The organism is Mesorhizobium sp. WSM4814, assembly GCF_055811595.1.
Window position 1 is genome coordinate 527,851 of record NZ_JBVVQT010000002.1, and the last position, 17,790, is coordinate 545,640.

16 protein-coding genes are annotated in these 17,790 nt (G+C 62.8%); 12 read left to right on the plus strand and 4 right to left on the minus strand.

The features are described from left to right. Positions 1-9 precede the first annotated feature (9 nt). The 4 genes from lpdA (at position 10) to AC0L2V_RS05895 (ending at position 3,396) form a co-directional block, all read left to right on the plus strand. A complete protein-coding gene (gene lpdA, locus AC0L2V_RS05880; protein ID WP_473519650.1) occupies positions 10-1,473 on the plus strand; it encodes a dihydrolipoyl dehydrogenase in 1,464 nt (487 codons plus the stop codon). Between the two features lie 96 nt (positions 1,474-1,569). After that, positions 1,570-1,827 carry a GlsB/YeaQ/YmgE family stress response membrane protein gene (locus AC0L2V_RS05885; RefSeq protein WP_023799232.1) on the plus strand — a complete coding sequence of 86 codons (258 nt, stop codon included), beginning with the start codon at positions 1,570-1,572 and terminating at the stop codon, positions 1,825-1,827. Positions 1,828-1,959: 132 nt separating this feature from the next. Next, positions 1,960-2,925 carry a lipoyl synthase gene (lipA, locus tag AC0L2V_RS05890; protein WP_473507645.1) on the plus strand — a complete coding sequence of 322 codons (966 nt, stop codon included), beginning with the start codon at positions 1,960-1,962 and terminating at the stop codon, positions 2,923-2,925. A gap of 12 nt (positions 2,926-2,937) precedes the next feature. Then, a complete protein-coding gene (locus AC0L2V_RS05895) occupies positions 2,938-3,396 on the plus strand; it encodes a type II toxin-antitoxin system RatA family toxin (protein ID WP_023799229.1) in 459 nt (152 codons plus the stop codon). Here the strand turns inward: AC0L2V_RS05895 and AC0L2V_RS05900 are convergent. Together AC0L2V_RS05900 and AC0L2V_RS05905 are read right to left on the minus strand one after the other, a co-directional pair. Continuing rightward, positions 3,372-3,881, minus strand: coding sequence for a CinA family protein (locus tag AC0L2V_RS05900; protein ID WP_473507646.1), 510 nt, complete (start codon positions 3,879-3,881; stop codon positions 3,372-3,374). The genes AC0L2V_RS05895 and AC0L2V_RS05900 overlap by 25 nt on opposite strands. Then, on the minus strand, positions 3,878-5,107 hold the full coding sequence (locus AC0L2V_RS05905) for a bifunctional 2-C-methyl-D-erythritol 4-phosphate cytidylyltransferase/2-C-methyl-D-erythritol 2,4-cyclodiphosphate synthase (protein ID WP_473507647.1): 1,230 nt from the start codon (positions 5,105-5,107) through the stop codon (positions 3,878-3,880). The genes AC0L2V_RS05900 and AC0L2V_RS05905 overlap by 4 nt, the downstream gene beginning before the upstream one ends. Before the next feature lie 218 nt (positions 5,108-5,325). Here AC0L2V_RS05905 and dusB point away from each other — a divergent pair, with 218 nt between their 5' ends. From dusB to hflX, 8 genes are all read left to right on the plus strand, one after another. After that, complete coding sequence (gene dusB, locus AC0L2V_RS05910; RefSeq protein ID WP_473519651.1) at positions 5,326-6,354, plus strand: tRNA dihydrouridine synthase DusB; 1,029 nt, start codon at positions 5,326-5,328, stop codon at positions 6,352-6,354. Next, positions 6,351-7,493: a two-component system sensor histidine kinase NtrB gene (locus AC0L2V_RS05915; protein ID WP_287056874.1), complete on the plus strand. Its 1,143-nt coding sequence runs from the start codon at positions 6,351-6,353 to the stop codon at positions 7,491-7,493. The genes dusB and AC0L2V_RS05915 overlap by 4 nt, the downstream gene beginning before the upstream one ends. Further along, the gene (gene ntrC / locus AC0L2V_RS05920) at positions 7,490-8,950 is read left to right on the plus strand and encodes a nitrogen regulation protein NR(I) (protein WP_023799224.1); all 1,461 of its coding nucleotides are present in this window, start codon (positions 7,490-7,492) and stop codon (positions 8,948-8,950) included. Before AC0L2V_RS05915 ends, ntrC begins: the two co-directional genes overlap by 4 nt. 170 nt (positions 8,951-9,120) lie before the next feature. Next, complete coding sequence (locus AC0L2V_RS05925) at positions 9,121-11,406, plus strand: sensor histidine kinase NtrY-like (RefSeq protein ID WP_473519652.1); 2,286 nt, start codon at positions 9,121-9,123, stop codon at positions 11,404-11,406. After that, positions 11,396-12,757, plus strand: a complete 1,362-nt coding sequence (gene ntrX, locus AC0L2V_RS05930) for a nitrogen assimilation response regulator NtrX (RefSeq protein WP_027153990.1) — start codon at positions 11,396-11,398, stop codon at positions 12,755-12,757. The genes AC0L2V_RS05925 and ntrX overlap by 11 nt, the downstream gene beginning before the upstream one ends. Before the next feature lie 188 nt (positions 12,758-12,945). Then, positions 12,946-13,806, plus strand: coding sequence for a D-amino-acid transaminase (locus AC0L2V_RS05935; RefSeq protein WP_473507650.1), 861 nt, complete (start codon positions 12,946-12,948; stop codon positions 13,804-13,806). A 145-nt stretch (positions 13,807-13,951) separates the two neighbouring features. After that, the gene (hfq, locus tag AC0L2V_RS05940) at positions 13,952-14,197 is read left to right on the plus strand and encodes an RNA chaperone Hfq (RefSeq protein ID WP_006202172.1); all 246 of its coding nucleotides are present in this window, start codon (positions 13,952-13,954) and stop codon (positions 14,195-14,197) included. Further along, positions 14,198-15,589, plus strand: a complete 1,392-nt coding sequence (hflX, locus tag AC0L2V_RS05945; RefSeq protein WP_473507651.1) for a GTPase HflX — start codon at positions 14,198-14,200, stop codon at positions 15,587-15,589. Positions 15,590-15,595: 6 nt separating this feature from the next. Here the strand turns inward: hflX and mazG are convergent, their stop codons facing one another. Together mazG and AC0L2V_RS05955 are read right to left on the minus strand one after the other, a co-directional pair. After that, complete coding sequence (gene mazG / locus AC0L2V_RS05950; protein WP_473507652.1) at positions 15,596-16,420, minus strand: nucleoside triphosphate pyrophosphohydrolase; 825 nt, start codon at positions 16,418-16,420, stop codon at positions 15,596-15,598. 87 nt (positions 16,421-16,507) lie between these two features. Next, positions 16,508-17,692, minus strand: coding sequence for an amino acid aminotransferase (locus AC0L2V_RS05955; RefSeq protein WP_473507653.1), 1,185 nt, complete (start codon positions 17,690-17,692; stop codon positions 16,508-16,510). Positions 17,693-17,790: the final 98 nt, after the last annotated feature.

Here is a 17,790-nt window from a genome sequence, read left to right on the forward strand (position 1 = left end):
GAGAAATCCGTGGCTGAGAACTACGACGTCATCATCATCGGCTCCGGTCCCGGCGGCTATGTCACGGCGGTGCGTTCCGCCCAACTCGGGTTCAAGACAGCGATCGTCGAGCGCGAGCATCTCGGCGGCATCTGCCTCAACTGGGGTTGCATCCCGACCAAGGCGCTGCTGCGTTCGGCCGAGATCATGCACTATTCGGATCATTTGAAGGACTACGGCTTGAAGATCGACGGCAAGGTCAGCGTCGATACCGCTGCCGTGGTCGACCGCTCGCGAAAGGTCTCGCTGCGGCTGAACGGCGGCGTCGCCTTCCTGATGAAGAAGAACAAGGTCGATGTCATCTGGGGCGAAGCCAAGCTGTCCAAGGCGGCTTCCGGCGACAGGCCGGGCGAGATTGTCGTGTCGAAATCGTCGAAGAAGCCGATGGAGCCACAGCCGCCGGCGCCCAAGGGCGTCAAGGGCGAGGGCACATACACTGCCAAGCACATCATCCTGGCGACCGGGGCCAGGCCGCGGGCGTTGCCCGGCATCGAGCCCGACGGCAAGCTGATCTGGACCTATTTCGAAGCGATGGTGCCGAAGGAGATGCCGAAATCGCTGCTGGTGATGGGTTCGGGCGCAATCGGCATCGAATTCGCCTCATTCTACCGCACCATGGGCGCGGAGGTGACGGTGGTAGAGTTGCTGCCGGCGGTGATGCCGGTCGAGGACGCAGAGGTCTCGAAATTCGCGCAAAAGCAGTTCGAGAAGCAAGGCATGAAGATCATCCTCGATGCCAAGGTCACCAAGGTCGAAAAAGCTGCGAACTCGGTAACCGCGCATGTCGAGATGAAGGACGGCAAGGTCGAGAAGATCACCGCCGACCGGATGATCTCGGCCGTCGGCGTGCAGGGCAATATCGAGAATCTCGGCCTCGAGGCGCTCGGCGTGAAGACCGAGCGCGGCTGCGTCGTCGTCGACGGCTACGGCAACACCAATGTGCCCGGCATCTATGCCATCGGCGACGTTGCCGGCCCGCCTATGCTCGCCCACAAGGCCGAGCATGAAGGCGTGGTCTGCGTGGAGAAGATCGCCAACGTCCCCGGCGTGCACGCCACTGACAAACTGAAAATTCCGGGCTGCACCTATTGCAACCCGCAGGTTGCTTCCGTCGGGTTGACCGAAGCGAAAGCCAAGGCCGAAGGCAAGGACATCCGCGTTGGCCGCTTCCAGTTCGCCGCCAACGGCAAGGCCATCGCGCTCGGCGAGGACCAGGGTTTCGTAAAAACCATCTTCGACAGGAAGACCGGGCAGTTGCTCGGCGCGCATATGGTCGGTGCCGAAGTGACCGAGCTGATCCAGGGCTTTGTCGTGGCGATGAACCTGGAGACCACCGAGGAAGAACTGATGCACACGATCTTCCCGCACCCGACGCTGTCGGAGATGATGAAGGAAAGCGTGCTCGACGCTTATGGCCGCGCGCTGAACGCGTGATAAATTGACCGCGTGAGACTCAAAAGGTGAGAGCCAAGGAACTCAACCGTAAGGTAATTCGTTTCCGCATGCATTTATCACCAGAGGAGAGGGCATATGGACGTGAATGGCGTGGGCTGGATCGCAGCCATCATCATCGGCGGACTGGCAGGCTGGCTTGCCGAGATGTTCATGAAAAGCAACATGGGCATCTTGATGAACATCGTTCTGGGCATCGTCGGCGCGATCGTGCTGAATGCCATCCTGCAGGCGCTCAACATCGGCGCCTTCGGCACCGGCTGGATCGCCTATCTGATCACCGGTTTCGTTGGCGCCTGCCTGCTGATCTTGGCAGGGCGCATGGTGCGCCGTTAGTTGTTGAACTCTTGCCATGCGAAAACGGCTGTGGCGGCATGCGTCGCCGCGGCCTTTTTCTTTGCCGCGAAAAGTCCTAGATGACTTGTGAAGCGAACGCCGGAAGGCGATCGCGAATGAACTGGATTTCTGATGGTCACCGTCCTCGACACGATCGCCAATGCGCCGCGCCTGCGGCATCCTGAAAAGGCGCACAAGCCTGACCAGGATGTGCTGCGCAAGCCCGACTGGATCCGCGTCAAGGCGCCGATGTCGAAAGGCTATGCCGAGACGCGCGACATCGTGAAGTCGCACAGGCTGGTGACGGTGTGCGAAGAGGCCGGGTGTCCCAATATCGGTGAGTGCTGGGAGAAGAAGCACGCCACCTTCATGATCATGGGCGAGATCTGCACGCGCGCCTGCGCCTTCTGCAACGTCGCCACCGGCATTCCGACCGCGCTCGATCCCGATGAACCGGCGCGCATCGCCCACGCCGTCAAGCAAATGTGTCTAACCCATGTCGTCATCACCTCAGTCGACCGCGACGATCTCGCCGATGGCGGCGCTCAGCACTTTGCCGAGGTCATCGGCGCCATCAGGGCGGCAACGCCTTCGACGACGATCGAAATCCTGACGCCCGACTTCCTGCGCAAGGACGGCGCGCTGGAGATCGTGGTGGCGGCCAAGCCAGATGTGTTCAACCACAATCTGGAGACCGTTCCGTCGAACTATCTGACGGTCCGGCCGGGCGCCCGCTATTTCCATTCGATCAGGCTGCTGCAGCGGGTCAAGGAACTCGATCCCTCGATCTTCACCAAATCCGGCATCATGGTTGGCCTTGGCGAGGAGCGGAACGAGATCCTGCAATTGATGGACGATCTGCGTTCGGCCAATGTCGACTTCATGACCATCGGTCAGTATCTGCAGCCATCGAAAAAGCACCATCCGGTGATCCGTTTCGTCACGCCGGAGGAATTCAAGTCTTTTGAGACGATCGGCAAGACCAAGGGCTTCCTGCTGGTGGCATCGAGCCCGTTGACGCGTTCGTCGCATCACGCCGGCGACGATTTCGCCAAGCTGCGCGCGGCACGGGAAGCGTTTCTCAAGAAGTCCGCCTAACACACTGGTTTCATGCCACAATTCGAAGCCCATCGCCGCGTTGCGCATACGCCGGAACAGATGTTCGCTCTGGTCGCCGATGTCGAATCCTATCCGCAATTCCTGCCGCTTTGCGAGGCGCTGACGGTTCGCTCGCGCAAGGAACGCGACGGACGCACCCTCCTCGTCGCCGACATGAGCATTGGCTACAAGGCGATCCGCGAGACTTTCACCACGCAGGTGCTGCTAAAGCCTGACGAGAAGGCCATCGACGTCAAATACATCGACGGTCCGTTCAAATATCTGAGCAATGCCTGGCGTTTCGAGCCGGCCGACGGCGGCTGCAATGTCTGCTTCTTCATCGACTACGAATTCAAGAGTCGTATTCTGGGTGCGGTGATGGGAGCGATGTTCGATCGCGCCTTCCGCATGTTTTCCGAGGCGTTCGAGAAGCGCGCCGACGTCATCTATGGCGCAGCGCCGGCAGCCTGATCGGCGGCGAGCGCGCGCAAGCCCAGTTCAAGCGCGTGTCTGACGGTCTCCCGGCGGATGAACTTGCGGCCTTTGTCGTCAAACAACTGGCATTCGCTGACGACCGGCCGGCCGGTCAAGGCGATACCGAACCAGACCAGGCCGACGGGCTTTTCCGTCGAGCCGCCGCCCGGACCGGCAATGCCGGTGACGGCAAGGGTCAGCCCGGCGCGCGAATGGGCCAAGGCGCCGGCTGCCATCTCGACCGCCGTTTCCCGTGAGACCGCGCCGTGCGCCTTGAGCGTGGCGGCGGAAACGCCGAGCATTTCCGTCTTGGCCTCGTTGGAATAGGTGATGAAACCCCGGTCGACCACCGTCGATGAGCCGGCGATGTCGGTCAAGGCGGCGATGATCAAGCCGCCGGTGCAGCTCTCGGCCGTCGCCAGCATGATGCCGCGCTGTTGGCAGGCTTGAAGCAGGGCATCTGCGAGATCGCTGTTGCTCATTCGGGGACATCACCTGGAAACACGACGCTGGCGGTGGCGATGGCGGCTATGCCTTCCTCGCGTCCGACAAAGCCGAGCTTTTCGTTGGTCGTCGCCTTGATCGAGATGCGGTCCCGGGAAATCGCCAGCATTGCCGAAAGGATTTCGGTCATTGCTTCGCGATGCGGGCCGACGCGCGGCGCCTCGCAGATCAGCGTGATGTCGGCGTTGGCGATACGCCCGCCGCGCGCGCGCACCAATCCTGCCGCATGCTCGACGAAGATCCGCGAGGCCACGCCTTTCCACTGCGGGTCCGATGGCGGGAAATGCGTGCCGATGTCGCCCGCACCGCAAGTGGCGAGCAGCGCGTCGGTCAAGGCGTGCAGGCCGACATCGGCATCCGAATGGCCGGACAGTTTCTTGTCGTGCGGGATCGAGACGCCGCACAGGACGACATGGTCGCCGGGCTCGAAGGCATGGACGTCGTAGCCATTGCCGGTGCGGATGTCCGGAAAACGCGGCCGTTCGCCGGAAAGCCGCTGATCCGCCATCGAGATATCCCTTGCCCAGGTGAGTTTGACATTGTCCGGCGAGCCCGGGACGATTTTCACCGGAATATTCGCCCATTCGGCAATCGCGGCATCGTCGGTGAAGTCCGCCTTGCCCAGATGATGGGCCTTTTCATGGGCGGCCAGGATCGGCCAGAACGGGAAGCCCTGCGGCGTCTGGGCGGCATGAAGCCCGTTCCTGGAAACCGTCTCGCCGATCATGCCGGCGGCCGATTCGCGTTTCAGCGTATCGGCGACGGGCAGGGCAGGCAGCGCTGCCTGGCGCTCGCCGATGGCGGCGATCGTGCGGTCTATCAATTCCGCGTCGACGAACGGGCGGACGGCATCATGGACCAGAACCCGGCGCGGCGCATGGCCTCTCAGCGCCAGCAATCCGAGCCGGACGGAGTCCTGCCTGGACGCGCCACCGGTCACCGTGACCACCCGATCGGCGTTGGCGCCGGCGGCGCTGCGAAAAAGTCCGCTGTCGTCGGCATGAATGGCGACGACGACAGGACCGATTCCCGGATGCGCCAAAAACACGTCCAATGTGCGCGCGATGACGGCACGGCCGCCGATCCTTTGGTATTGCTTCGGCCCGTCGGCCTGACCGGCGCGCGCGCCGCGGCCGGCGGCGACGATAACGACGGCAACCTTGTCGTCCGCAGCCAAAGCCTGCTTTTCGCTTGCGTCTGTCATGCCGAGACGCTTAGCGCATCATCCCAAAAAGTGGAATCGCTTTTCGGAAGAGATCATGCGCAGATGCAAAGTGCCAATAGCCTCCCCAACACGCACCGCACTTTGGCTAGTGCCAGCATTTTCCCAAATGCGCCTTAATGCGACGTCATTGCGCGTTGCACATTGCCGCCATTCTGGCTAGTGAATGTGCAGCTATTAAAAATGCTTGGTTTTTGTGCATGCTTGACCTGACCAAATTGGCATCTCCGCTGGATGTGGGTCGTGTGAGAATCCGCAATCGCGCTTTTCTCGCGCCCATGTCGGGCATAACAGATGAGCCGTTCCGGCAGCGTGCCTATGCGCATGGCGCCGGGTTGGTGGTGTCGGAGATGGTGGCGAGCGGCGAACTTGCCAGGGGCAGAGCCGGTTGCGGCCTGCGCATCCGCCATTCCGGGCTGCCGGTGCACATGGTCCAGCTTGCCGGCCGTGAGGCGGTGCATATGGCAGAGGGCGCCCGTATAGCCGCGGGCGAGGGCGCCGACATCATCGACATCAACATGGGCTGCCCAGCCAAGAAGGTGACGGGCGGCTATGCCGGTTCGGCGCTGATGCGCGATCTCGATCACGCTTTGTCGCTGATCGAGGCGGTGGTCGGCGCCGTCGAGGTGCCGGTCACGGTCAAGATGCGGCTCGGCTGGGACGAAAGCGCGCTCAATGCGCCTGTTCTGGCGCGCCGCGCCGAGCAGGCGGGGATTCAGATGGTGACGGTGCATGGCCGCACGCGCTGCCAGTTCTACCAGGGCAAGGCCAACTGGCGCGCCATCGCACGCATAAAGCAGGCCGTTTCGATCCCGGTCGTTGCCAATGGCGATGTCGGCTCGCCGGCGGAGGCAGCAATGATCCTCGACCAGTCGGGCGCCGACGCGGTGATGATCGGCCGCGCCCATTACGGCGCGCCCTGGACGGCAGGCAGCATCGCGGCAGCCGCGGCAAAAGAGATGACGCCCGGTGTGCCGGAAAGCCCGCAAGCGCTGGCCGACTACGTCGTTGCCCACTATCAGGACATGCTGTCGCTCTACGGCATCGAAAGCGGCGTGCGCCAGGCGCGCAAGCATCTTGGCTGGTATCTCGACCGCCACGCCGCTGGCGTCGTTGATGAGCAGCGAAGGGCCATCCTTACCTGCTTCGAGCCCGTCCGCGTCATTGCGGCGTTGCGCGAGGTGTTTTCAAGCGCTGCCGAGGCGATGAACCTGCGGAGCGCAGCATGAATGCCACCGTTGCACAGAACATGGACATGGCGGACGCCGCACACATCGTGCTCAACACCATCCGCCGCCCGGTGATCATGCTCGATGCGGAAGGATTCATCACCTTCGCTAACGCCGATGCCGAGGATTTCTTCCGCTCGAGCGCGACCATGCTCGCCCGCAACACATTATCCAAGCTCATTCCCTTCGGCAGCCCGTTGCTGACGCTTGTCGACCAGGTGCGCGAGCGCCGGGCACCCGTCAACGAATACCGGGTCGACGTGTCGTCGCCGCGCCTCGGCATCGAGAAGGTCGTGGATCTCTATGTCGCGCCGGTGTCGGAATTCCCGGGCTCCGTCGTGGTGATGTTCCAGGAACGGTCGATGGCCGACAAGATCGACCGGCAGATGACGCACCGCGGTGCGGCACGCTCGGTGACCGGCCTTGCCGCGATGCTTGCCCACGAGATCAAGAACCCGCTATCCGGCATCCGGGGCGCCGCCCAACTGCTCGAATTGTCGGCTTCCGACGAGGATCGCGCGCTGACCCGGCTGATCACCGACGAGACCGACCGCATCGTCTCGCTGGTCGATCGCATGGAGGTGTTTTCCGACGAGCGGCCCGTCGATCGCTATCCGGTCAACATCCATGTCGTGCTCGACCATGTGAAAGCGATTGCCAAGAACGGTTTTGCCAAGCGGATCAAGATATTGGAGGATTATGATCCATCATTGCCTCCGGTTTTCGCCAACCGCGACCAGCTCATCCAGGTGTTCCTCAACCTGGTCAAGAATGCGGCCGAGGCCATTGGCGGCGATCCGCAAGGCGAGATCACCCTGTCGACCGCGTTCCGGCCGGGCATCCGTGTTTCCGTTCCAGGATCGCAGGGCCGCGTGTCGCTGCCGCTGGAATTTTGCGTGCGCGACAACGGTTCTGGCGTCTCCGAAGATATCCTGCCGATCCTGTTCGACCCCTTCATCACCACCAAGCCGAACGGGTCGGGGCTTGGTCTGGCGCTGGTCGCAAAAATCGTCGGCGAGCATGGCGGCATCATCGAATGCGATTCGACGCCGCGCGCAACCACCTTCCGCATCCTGATGCCAGCCTGGAAGGAAACGCCGTTCGGCACTGACGACGATGGCGAAGGAGACCGCAAATGACGGTTCGCGGCAATATTCTCGTCGCCGACGACGATGCGGCCATCCGCACCGTCCTCAATCAGGCGCTTTCGCGCGTCGGCCATGAGGTGCGCGTGACGTCCAACGCCTCGACGCTGTGGCGCTGGGTGGCGGCGGGCGAGGGCGATCTCGTCATCACCGACGTGGTTATGCCCGACGAAAACGCCTTTGACATGCTGCCGCGCATCAAGAAGGCGCGACCGGAACTGCCCGTCATCGTCATGAGCGCCCAGAACACGTTCATGACCGCGATTCGCGCCTCCGAAACCGGCGCCTACGAATATCTGCCGAAACCGTTCGACCTGACCGAGCTTCTCAACATCGTCAACCGGGCGCTTTCCGAGCCCCGACGGCCGAAGATCGATGCGCGGGCGGACGAGCCGCCGGAAACCATGCCGCTAGTTGGCCGCTCGGCCGCCATGCAGGATATCTACCGCATGCTGGCGCGCATGATGCAGACCGACCTGACGGTGATGATTTCAGGCGAATCGGGCACCGGCAAGGAACTGGTCGCGCGCGCGCTGCACGAGTATGGCCGCCGCCGCGGCGGCCCCTTCGTCGCGATCAACATGGCTGCGATCCCGCGCGACCTGATCGAATCGGAACTGTTCGGGCACGAGAAGGGCGCCTTCACCGGCGCGCAGAACCGCTCCACCGGCCGTTTCGAGCAGGCCGAAGGCGGCACGCTCTTCCTTGACGAGATCGGCGACATGCCGATGGAGGCGCAGACCCGCCTGCTGCGTGTCCTGCAGCAGGGCGAATACACCACCGTCGGCGGCCGCACGCCGATCAAGACCGACGTGCGCATCGTCGCCGCCACCAACAAGGATCTGCGCACGCTGATCAATCAAGGGCTTTTCCGCGAGGATCTGTTCTATCGCCTGAATGTCGTGCCGCTAAGGCTGCCGGCGCTGCGCGAGCGGTCCGAGGACGTTCCGGATCTCGTCCGGCACTTCTTCAAGCTTGGCGCCAGCGAAGGCCTGCAGACCAAGCGCATTTCCACGGGCGGCATCGAGCTGATGAAGCGCTATCCGTGGCCGGGCAACGTGCGCGAGCTCGAAAATCTTGTCCGCAGACTTGCCGCGCTCTATTCGCAGGACGAGATTTCTGCCGAAGTCATCGAGGCGGAACTGAAGACCGGCGAGAGGCCGGTCGTTCCCGGCGGCGGCAACCTCATTCCCGACGACCTGTCCATCGGCCAGGCGGTGGAACATTTCCTGCAGCGCTATTTTGCTTCGTTCGCCGGCGACTTGCCGCCCGCCGGCCTCTATCAGCGTATCCTTTCCGAGGTCGAATATCCGCTGGTGCTTGCTTCGATGACGGCAACCCGCGGCAACCAGATCAAGGCTGCGGAGCTCCTCGGGCTCAATCGCAACACGCTGCGCAAGAAGATTCGCGAACTCGGCGTCAACGTCTACAAATCGACCAGGCAAGCATAGAGCGCCGTTTTCTTTCAACAAATCGATCCCGAATTTCGGGCCGGTGTGACAGAGCGAAGCCTTTTCCGGGGGATCGAGCGCCGAAACAGTTCCGTCCAGGCCACACTTGTTGCATAATCGCCACAATGCGTTGCATACATCCGACGCAATCACTGGCTCTAGACGGCGACATGGCTCCACGGGCATCGAGACTGAGCGAAACGCTTTTCAGCGAACCCCGCACAAGTGACGGGCGCCGGCTGCTTGCGCTGCCGGGCGTGGTGGCAATTGCCGGTGCGCTGGTTACGGCGGCGATCTCCTTCGCCATCCTCGTCGGTGCCACGCCGATCACGCCGGACGAGAGCACAACGCTGGCGCTAATCGCCGTCAATGCGGCGTTCATCCTGTTCCTGATCGCGCTGGTTGGCCGCGAAGTACATCGTATCGTGATGGCGCGCCGGCGCGGCAAGGCGGCGTCGCGGCTGCATGTGCGGATCGTCGCGATGTTCGCGCTGGTCGCCGCGATTCCCGCCATCATGGTGGCGATCATCGCCTCGATCACGCTCGATATCGGTCTTGATCGCTGGTTCGAAATCCGCACCAAGACGATCGTCAATTCGTCGCTGTCGATAGCCGATGCCTATGTGCAGGAGAACGCGCGCAACCTCCAGGGAACGACCCTGTCGATGGCTTACGATCTCGACGCCTCCCGCACGCTCTACGGCCTCGATCGAACCGGCTTCCTCGATCTGATGAACAAGGAAGCCGTTGGACGCTCGCTGGCCCATGCCGCACTGATCAGGTCCGACGGTTCGTTCGTCATGAGCGCCAAGACCGACGCCGATTTTGCCATGCCGGAGCCGCCGGAAGGCGCCATGAGCGGTGCCGCTGACGGCAGGCCGGTGCTGATCGAGCCGAAGACGCGCAACATCATGGGCGCCATCGTCAAACTGCGCGAGATCGAAGGGCTCTATCTCTACACCATCCGGCTCGTCGATCCCGAGGTGATCAAGGCGCGGCAGATTGTCAGGTCCAACAGCGACGAATATCGCGGCCTCGAAGACAGTCGCCGCACCTCGCAGGTGGCCTTTGCACTTCCCTATTTGTCGCTGACGCTGATCATCATCCTGTCCGCCATCTGGACCGGCATCGCCGTGGCCGACCGCCTGGTGCGGCCGATCCGCCAGCTCATCGGCGCGGCCGACGAGGTCGCGACCGGCAATCTCGACGTTGCCGTGCCGGTTCGGCCCTCCGACGGCGACGTCGCCTCGCTCGGCGACACCTTCAACAAGATGCTGCTGGAACTGAAATCGCAGCGTAACGAGATTCTGTCCGCCAAGGATTTGATCGACGAGCGGCGGCGTTTTTCGGAAGCCGTGCTTGCCGGTGTCACCGCCGGCGTTATCGGCGTCGATCCGTATGGCATCGTCACCATCGTCAACCGGTCGGCCGAAACGATGCTGGCCATATCCGCCACCGCCGCACTCGGGCAAAATCTCTCCGCCATGCTGCCGCATGTTGGCCGCGTCTTCGAGATCGGCCGCAAGTCGGGCAAGCCTGTCCATCGCGAACAGGTGACCTTCTATCGCGCCGGTGCGGAGCGCACCTTCAACGTGCAGATCACGGTCGAGGCCGGCGACGACGGTTCGGAGGAGAAATCCTATGTCGTGACGGTGGACGACATCACCGATCTGGTCCAGGCGCAGCGTTCCTCGGCCTGGGCGGATGTGGCGCGGCGCATCGCCCACGAGATCAAGAACCCGCTGACGCCGATCCAGCTTTCGGCCGAGCGCATCAAGCGCCGCTACGGCAAGGTCATCACCGAAGACCGCGAGGTTTTCGATCAGTGCACCGATACGATCATTAGGCAAGTGGAGGACATCGGCCGCATGGTCGACGAGTTCTCGGCTTTCGCACGCATGCCCAAGCCCGAAATGAAGGCCCTCGATTTGCGCGAATCGTTGCGCGAAGCCTCGTTCCTCGTCGAGGTGAGCCGCTCCGATATCACCTTCGAGCGCGTATTCGGCAACGAACCGCTCAAAGGCACGTTCGACAGCCGCCTGATGGCGCAGGCCTTTGGCAACGTCATCAAGAACGCAGCCGAGGCGATTGACGGACTTGATCAAAAGGACCGCTCGCACGGCATAATCCGGATTCAAGCCGGGCGCCAGAATGGTACGATTCGCATCGATGTCATCGACAACGGCAAGGGCTTGCCGCGCGAGAACCGCCAGCGATTGCTCGAGCCTTACATGACGACACGCGAGAAGGGCACCGGCCTCGGCCTCGCTATCGTCAAGAAGATAGTGGAGGACCATGGCGGCCGGCTCGAATTGCATGATGCGCCGGCCGATTTCCACGACGGGCGAGGCGCGATGATCAGCATCATCCTGCCGCTCGCCGCCACCGTGCCGTCGCGCGGCGAAGGCAGGACGGAACCCGAAAGAGAAACTGAAAAGGTCGATAATGGCGTCTGACATTCTCATCGTCGATGACGAGGAAGACATCCGCGAGCTTGTCGCCGGTATCCTGAGCGACGAAGGTCACGAAACCCGCACGGCATTCGATGCCGACAGCGCCCTGGCGGCGATCGCCGACCGGGCGCCGAGGCTGATTTTCCTCGACATCTGGCTGCAAGGCTCGCGTCTGGACGGACTGGCGTTGCTGGACGAGATCAAGACGATGCATCCGAGCCTGCCGGTGGTGATGATCTCGGGCCACGGTAACATCGAGACGGCGGTCTCGGCCATCCGCCGCGGCGCCTATGACTTCATCGAAAAACCGTTCAAGGCCGACAGGCTGATCCTCATCGCCGAACGTGCCATTGAAACCTCGAAGCTGAGACGCGAGGTTTCGGATCTCAAGCTGCGCAGCGGCGAAACCTTCGACCTGATCGGCATGTCGTCGGCGATGAGCCAGTTGCGCCAGACCATCGAGCGCGTCGCGCCGACCAACAGCCGCGTCATGATCATCGGCCCCTCCGGCTCGGGTAAGGAACTCGCGGCACGCGCCATCCACACGCTGTCGGCGCGCAAGGGCGCCCCGTTTGTCACGCTGAGCGCCGCCAACATCACGCCCGAACGCATGGAGGTCGAGCTGTTCGGCACCGAATCCAACGGTGTCGAACGTAAGGTCGGCGCGCTTGAGGAAGCCCATCGCGGCATTCTTTACATCGACGAAGTGGCCGACATGCCGCGCGAAACGCAAAACAAGATCTTGCGCGTGCTGGTCGAACAGCAGTTCGAGCGGGTAGGGGGCACCAAACGGGTCAAGGTCGATGTCCGCATCATTTCGTCGACCTCGCAGAACCTGGAGGCGATGATCGCCGACGGTCGTTTCCGCGAGGATCTCTATCACCGCCTGGCGGTGGTTCCGGTCATGGTGCCGGGATTGGCCGAGCGGCGCGAGGACATCCCTTATCTTGTCGACAATTTTATGAAGCAGATCGCTCGCCAGGCCGGCATCCGGCCGCGGCGCATCGGCGACGACGCGCTGGCGGTGCTGCAGGCGCACAACTGGCCAGGCAACGTTCGCCAGTTGCGCAACAACGTCGAGCGGTTGATGATCCTGGCGCGCGGCGACGATATCGACGCACCGATCACCGCCGATCTCTTGCCTGCCGAGATCGGCGATGTCATGCCGCGCACGCCAAACCAATCCGATCAGCACATCATGGCGCTGCCGTTGCGTGAGGCGCGCGAACAGTTCGAGAAGGACTATCTGATCGCCCAGATCAACCGTTTTGGCGGCAACATCTCGAAAACGGCCGAGTTCATCGGCATGGAGCGCTCGGCGCTTCACCGGAAGCTGAAGTCGCTGGGCGTCTGACAGCCAATCCGGTCGTGGCCTACGCAATTATCGGTTACGGCGGCGGCGGAATCGCATAAGAAACGCTGCCGCACGTCTTTCGGGACGCGCAACGGACGCTGTAGCATTTTGTTTTTTGCGCATGGTCTTCCCCGAAAAATGGATTCCGATTTTCGGGGGCCATGCGCTGACTTCTTCAGGGGTGACCCATGCCGCGCATTGCTTATGTGAACGGGCGCTATGTCGCTCACGCCGACGCTTTCGTGCATATCGAGGACCGTGGCTATCAGTTCGCCGACGGTGTCTACGAGGTCTGCGAGGTGGCGCGCGGCTTCATCGTTGACATGCCTCGCCATCTCGGACGGCTGAACCGCTCGCTGGCCGAATTGTCGATCGACTGGCCGGTCACCCCTGGCGTGTTGCCGATCATCCTGCGCGAGGTGGTCCGCCGCAACCATGTCGCCGATGGCCTGGTCTATCTTCAGGTGACGCGCGGCGTCGCCAGCCGTGATTTTGTTTTCCCGGCGGGCACGAAGCCGTCGCTGGTGATTACCGCCAGGAAAGTCGACCCCGCTGCTGCCGCCAGGAGGGCCGAAAGCGGAATCAAGGTCATCACCGTGCCGGAGAACCGTTGGGACCGGGTCGACATCAAGTCAGTCGGCCTGCTGCCAAACGTGCTCGCCAAGCAGAAGGCCAAGGAAGCCGGCGCCCAGGAAGCCTGGTTCATCGATGCCGACGGCACCGTCAAGGAAGGTGGGTCGTCGAACGCCTGGATCATCACCAGGGACGGCGTGCTGGTGACGCGTCCGGCCGAGCACGGCATCCTGCGCGGCATCACCCGCACCACGCTGTTCGACGTGGCCGCCAAGCTCGGCCTGAAGATCGAGGAGCGGGGCTTTTCGGTCGCCGAAGCCAAGGCCGCGCGCGAGGTTTTCATCAGCTCCGCGACCACAATCGCCATGCCGATCGTGGCGATCGACGGTGCTCCGGTCGCCAACGGCCACCCAGGCTCGATAACACTTTCCTTGCGGCACGCCTTTTTTGACGTTGCGGAAAAAAGTCCAGCCTGATAACCGCACAGGTGGAATGAACATCAATATATCTCGTTCTGCTTGTCGTTATTGACGGCAAGACGGTGTTTGCGCGCTTGACATGTGCCAGTTAATTTGGCGCATTGGCCTGCAAACCGAAGGGGATCGGCGAAAGACAAGAACAATGGCGGAACGATCGCAAAATCTTCAGGACCTGTTCCTGAATTCAGTTCGCAAAAGCAAAAACCCACTCACCATCTTCCTCATCAACGGCGTGAAGTTGACCGGCGTGGTCACTTCCTTCGACAATTTCTGTGTTCTGCTGCGTCGAGACGGCCACTCCCAGCTCGTCTACAAGCACGCCATTTCCACGATCATGCCGAGCCAGCCGGTTCAGATGTTCGATGGCGAGGAAAGCCAGGGCGCCTGATTGGCACGTAAGAAAGACGCGGATCGCAGCGTTCGCGAAAAACCAGCAAATCAGCCGGGGGCGGAGGCCGAAGGCCCGACCCGCGCCGTGGTCATCGTGCCGGTGCTTACCCGCCAGCCGCGCGGCGACGAGGACACCAATCGTCCGCGTCTGACGCGATCTGCCGAGGCCCGCCACGACGAGGCGGTTGGCCTTGCCCAAGCCATAAACCTCGACCCGATCCATACCGCTGTGGTGACCGTCAATGATCCCCGGCCTGCCACCCTGCTCGGCAGCGGCAAGGTCGTGGAGTTCGCCGAGATCGTCAAAGAGGGCCGTGCCGAACTGGTCATTGTCGATCATCCGCTGACGCCGGTGCAGCAGCGCAACCTGGAGAAGGAATTGAACGCCAAGGTGCTGGATCGCACCGGCCTGATCCTGGAAATTTTCGGCGAGCGCGCGCGGACCAAGGAAGGCACGCTGCAGGTCGATCTGGCGCACCTCAACTATCAGAAGGGCCGGCTGGTGCGAAGCTGGACTCACCTCGAGCGCCAGCGCGGCGGTGCCGGTTTCCTCGGTGGCCCTGGCGAAACGCAGATCGAATCGGACCGCCGCGTCCTGCAGGACAAGATCAACAAGCTCAAGCACGAGCTGGAAACAGTGCGACGCACGCGTGACCTGCACCGCGCCAAGCGCAAGAAGGTGCCGTTCCCGGTCGTGGCCATCGTCGGCTATACCAACGCCGGCAAGTCGACGCTGTTCAACAGGCTGACCGGAGCTGGGGTGCTGGCCGAGGACATGCTGTTCGCCACGCTCGACCCGACACTGCGTCGGGTGCGGCTGCCGCACGGCACGCCGGTCATCCTTTCGGACACCGTCGGTTTCATTTCGGACCTGCCGACGCATCTGATCGCGGCCTTCCGGGCAACGCTCGAAGAGGTGGTCGAGGCCGATCTCGTCATCCATTTGCGCGATATTTCGGATCCCGACACGGCCGCCCAGGCCGAGGATGTCGAGCGTATCCTCGCCGATCTCGGCGTCGATGCCGGCGACAGCAGGCGCGTCATCGAAGTGTGGAACAAGATCGATCGGCTCGATGCGGGCAACCGGGAGCGGTTGCTCGCCGACGGCATCGACGGCAGCAAGGCACCGCCGATTGCCATATCGGCCGCCACCGGCGAGGGCATCGATGTGCTGAAGGCGATCATCGAGACACGAGTTTCAGGCGAACTGGAAACGCAGACCGTCACGCTCAAGCCTGACCAGCTTGGGTTCGTCGACTGGCTCTACCGCAATGGCGACGTCGTCTCGCGCACCGACAATGAAGATGGCGGTATAACCGTGTCGCTCAAAGCGACGCGAAGCGCACACGAAGAGATAGAAGCCAGATTGCACCGTAAAAACAACGGGTAATTTCTGTTACTTCGCGCTTTTAGCTTGCTGCCAAAGCGCCTCCATCTCGTCGAGCGTCGCCTTTTCCAGGGTGTTTCCGGACCTTTCCAGCGCTTGCTCGACATAGTGGAACCGCGACCGGAATTTCTCGTTGGTGCCGCTGAGCGCCGCTTCGGAATCAACCTTGAGATGACGCCCGAGATTGACGACGGCAAACAGCATGTCGCCGAACTCGTCCTTGATCGAAGCCGTATCGCCCTTGGCAAGGGCCTGGCGCAACTCGCCGATCTCTTCCTCGATCTTGTCGAGGATCGGCGCGGCCTCGCTCCAGTCGAAGCCGACGCGGGCCGCTTTTTCCTGCAGCTTGAGCGCCCGCGTCAAAGCGGGCAGGGCGACCGGTACGCTGTCCAGAAAACCCTTGCCATGATCCTCCGGATCGTGCCCGCGGGCGAGGCGGGCGTTTCGCTTTTCGGCTTTTTCCTCGGCCTTGATCTTCTCCCACATGCCCTTGGCCATGCCGGCGCTGCGCGCCTCATCGTCGCCGAAGACATGCGGATGGCGGCGGATCATTTTTGTGGTGATGGCCTGGACCACGTCGCCAAAGGTGAATTCGCCGGCCTCCTCGGCCATCTGCGCATGGTAGACGACCTGCAGCAGCAGGTCGCCGAGTTCGTCGCGCAGATCGTCCAGGTCGCCACGCGCGATAGCGTCCGCCACCTCGTAGGCTTCCTCGATCGTGTAGGGCGCGATGCTCGAGAAATCCTGCTCGACGTCCCACGGGCAGCCGGTTTCCGGCGCCCGCAGCGCCGCCATGATCTCGATCAGCCGGGAAATATCTTTCGAAGGTTTCATCGGTCGAATGCTACCCTGCGTCCGACGGTGCAGCCAACGCCGTCGGCAGGCGAGGGGCGATTGTCCACAGCGCTGCTGCTCAAAACCTCAGTCGAGCACGGAGACGATCGCCTTGGCGAGCGCGTCCATGCCGTCCTCCGGCAGGCCGGCGACGTTGATGCGGCTGTCGCCGACCATATAGACGCCGTGCTCGGCGCGCAGCCGCTCGACCTGCGCTTCGGACAGGCCAAGCCGGGAAAACATGCCGCGATGGCTGGCGACGAAATCGAAGCGATCGGAATTGGACTGCCGCCGCAGCGCTTCGGCGAACTGCACCCGAAGCCGCAGCATGCGCAGGCGCATCTCCTCGAGCTCCGCTTCCCAGTCGGCGCGCAGCGTGGCGTCTTCAAGCACGATGCGCACCGCGGCCGCGCCGTGGTCCGGCGGCATCGAGTACATGGCGCGCGCCGCCGACAGCATCTGGCTCATTGCGACATCCGCCTGCGCGCTGTCTTTTGCCAGGATCATCGCCGCGCCGACGCGGTCGCGATACACGGCAAAGTTCTTCGAGCAGCTCGAGGCAACCACCATTTCCGGGACTTTCGCTGCCAGCAGGCGCAAGCCGGCGGCGTCAGCGTCAAGGCCCTCGCCAAACCCCTGATAGGCAATGTCGACAAAGGGCAGCAGGCCGCGCTCGACGACGATGTCTGCTATTTCAGCCCACTGCGCGATGTCCAGATTGGCGCCTGTCGGATTGTGGCAGCAACCATGCAGCAGAACCACGTCGCCGCTCCTGGCGGTCGCCAGCGCGCTCATCATGTCGGCGAAGCGAACAGCACCTGAGACTGCGTCGAAATAGGGATATTCGCGTATCTGCAGGCCGGCGGCGCGCATCACCGGCATGTGGTTCGGCCAGGTCGGGTCCGACAGCCAGATCGTCGCGTCGGATCGCGTCCTCTTGAGCAGCTCGGCCACCAGCCGCAGCGCGCCCGAGCCGCCGGGCGCCTGCGCCGCACGGATGCGCGTCAGCTCGGCCGCAGGGCCAAAGACCAGCCTCGCCATCGCCGTGTTGAAGCCGGTGTCGCCGGCAAGGCCGAGATAGGTCTTGGTGTCCTGGCTCTGCAGCAATCGCTTTTCGGCTTCGCGCAATGCGCGCATCACCGGCGTCTTGCCATCGCGATCCTTGTAGACGCCAACCCCGAGGTCGACCTTGCCGGGGCGGGGATCGGCACGATAGAGGCCGATCAAGGCGAGGATCTTGTCGGCTGGGGCAGGCTGGAGGTCTTCGAACATCGGCGCGGTTTCCGTTGGCGGCGGAGTGATACGCAAATCGGCTGCGCTGCGCCAGCGGTTTTCATTTGCGCCAGGCTGAAACCGCCAACCGGGAGACT

Excerpts from the sequence above, each read along its gene's own strand:
- AC0L2V_RS05885 (WP_023799232.1), top strand. The coding sequence starts at position 1,570 with ATGGACGTGAATGGCGTGGGCTGGATCGCAGCCATCATCATCGGCGGA.
- lipA (WP_473507645.1), top strand. The coding sequence starts at position 1,960 with ATGGTCACCGTCCTCGACACGATCGCCAATGCGCCGCGCCTGCGGCAT.
- AC0L2V_RS05895 (WP_023799229.1), top strand. The coding sequence starts at position 2,938 with ATGCCACAATTCGAAGCCCATCGCCGCGTTGCGCATACGCCGGAACAG.
- AC0L2V_RS05900 (WP_473507646.1), bottom strand. The coding sequence starts at position 3,881 with ATGAGCAACAGCGATCTCGCAGATGCCCTGCTTCAAGCCTGCCAACAG.
- AC0L2V_RS05905 (WP_473507647.1), bottom strand. The coding sequence starts at position 5,107 with ATGACAGACGCAAGCGAAAAGCAGGCTTTGGCTGCGGACGACAAGGTT.
- dusB (WP_473519651.1), top strand. The coding sequence starts at position 5,326 with ATGCTTGACCTGACCAAATTGGCATCTCCGCTGGATGTGGGTCGTGTG.
- AC0L2V_RS05915 (WP_287056874.1), top strand. The coding sequence starts at position 6,351 with ATGAATGCCACCGTTGCACAGAACATGGACATGGCGGACGCCGCACAC.
- ntrC (WP_023799224.1), top strand. The coding sequence starts at position 7,490 with ATGACGGTTCGCGGCAATATTCTCGTCGCCGACGACGATGCGGCCATC.
- AC0L2V_RS05925 (WP_473519652.1), top strand. The coding sequence starts at position 9,121 with ATGGCTCCACGGGCATCGAGACTGAGCGAAACGCTTTTCAGCGAACCC.
- ntrX (WP_027153990.1), top strand. The coding sequence starts at position 11,396 with ATGGCGTCTGACATTCTCATCGTCGATGACGAGGAAGACATCCGCGAG.
- AC0L2V_RS05935 (WP_473507650.1), top strand. The coding sequence starts at position 12,946 with ATGCCGCGCATTGCTTATGTGAACGGGCGCTATGTCGCTCACGCCGAC.
- hfq (WP_006202172.1), top strand. The coding sequence starts at position 13,952 with ATGGCGGAACGATCGCAAAATCTTCAGGACCTGTTCCTGAATTCAGTT.
- mazG (WP_473507652.1), bottom strand. The coding sequence starts at position 16,420 with ATGAAACCTTCGAAAGATATTTCCCGGCTGATCGAGATCATGGCGGCG.
- AC0L2V_RS05955 (WP_473507653.1), bottom strand. The coding sequence starts at position 17,692 with ATGTTCGAAGACCTCCAGCCTGCCCCAGCCGACAAGATCCTCGCCTTG.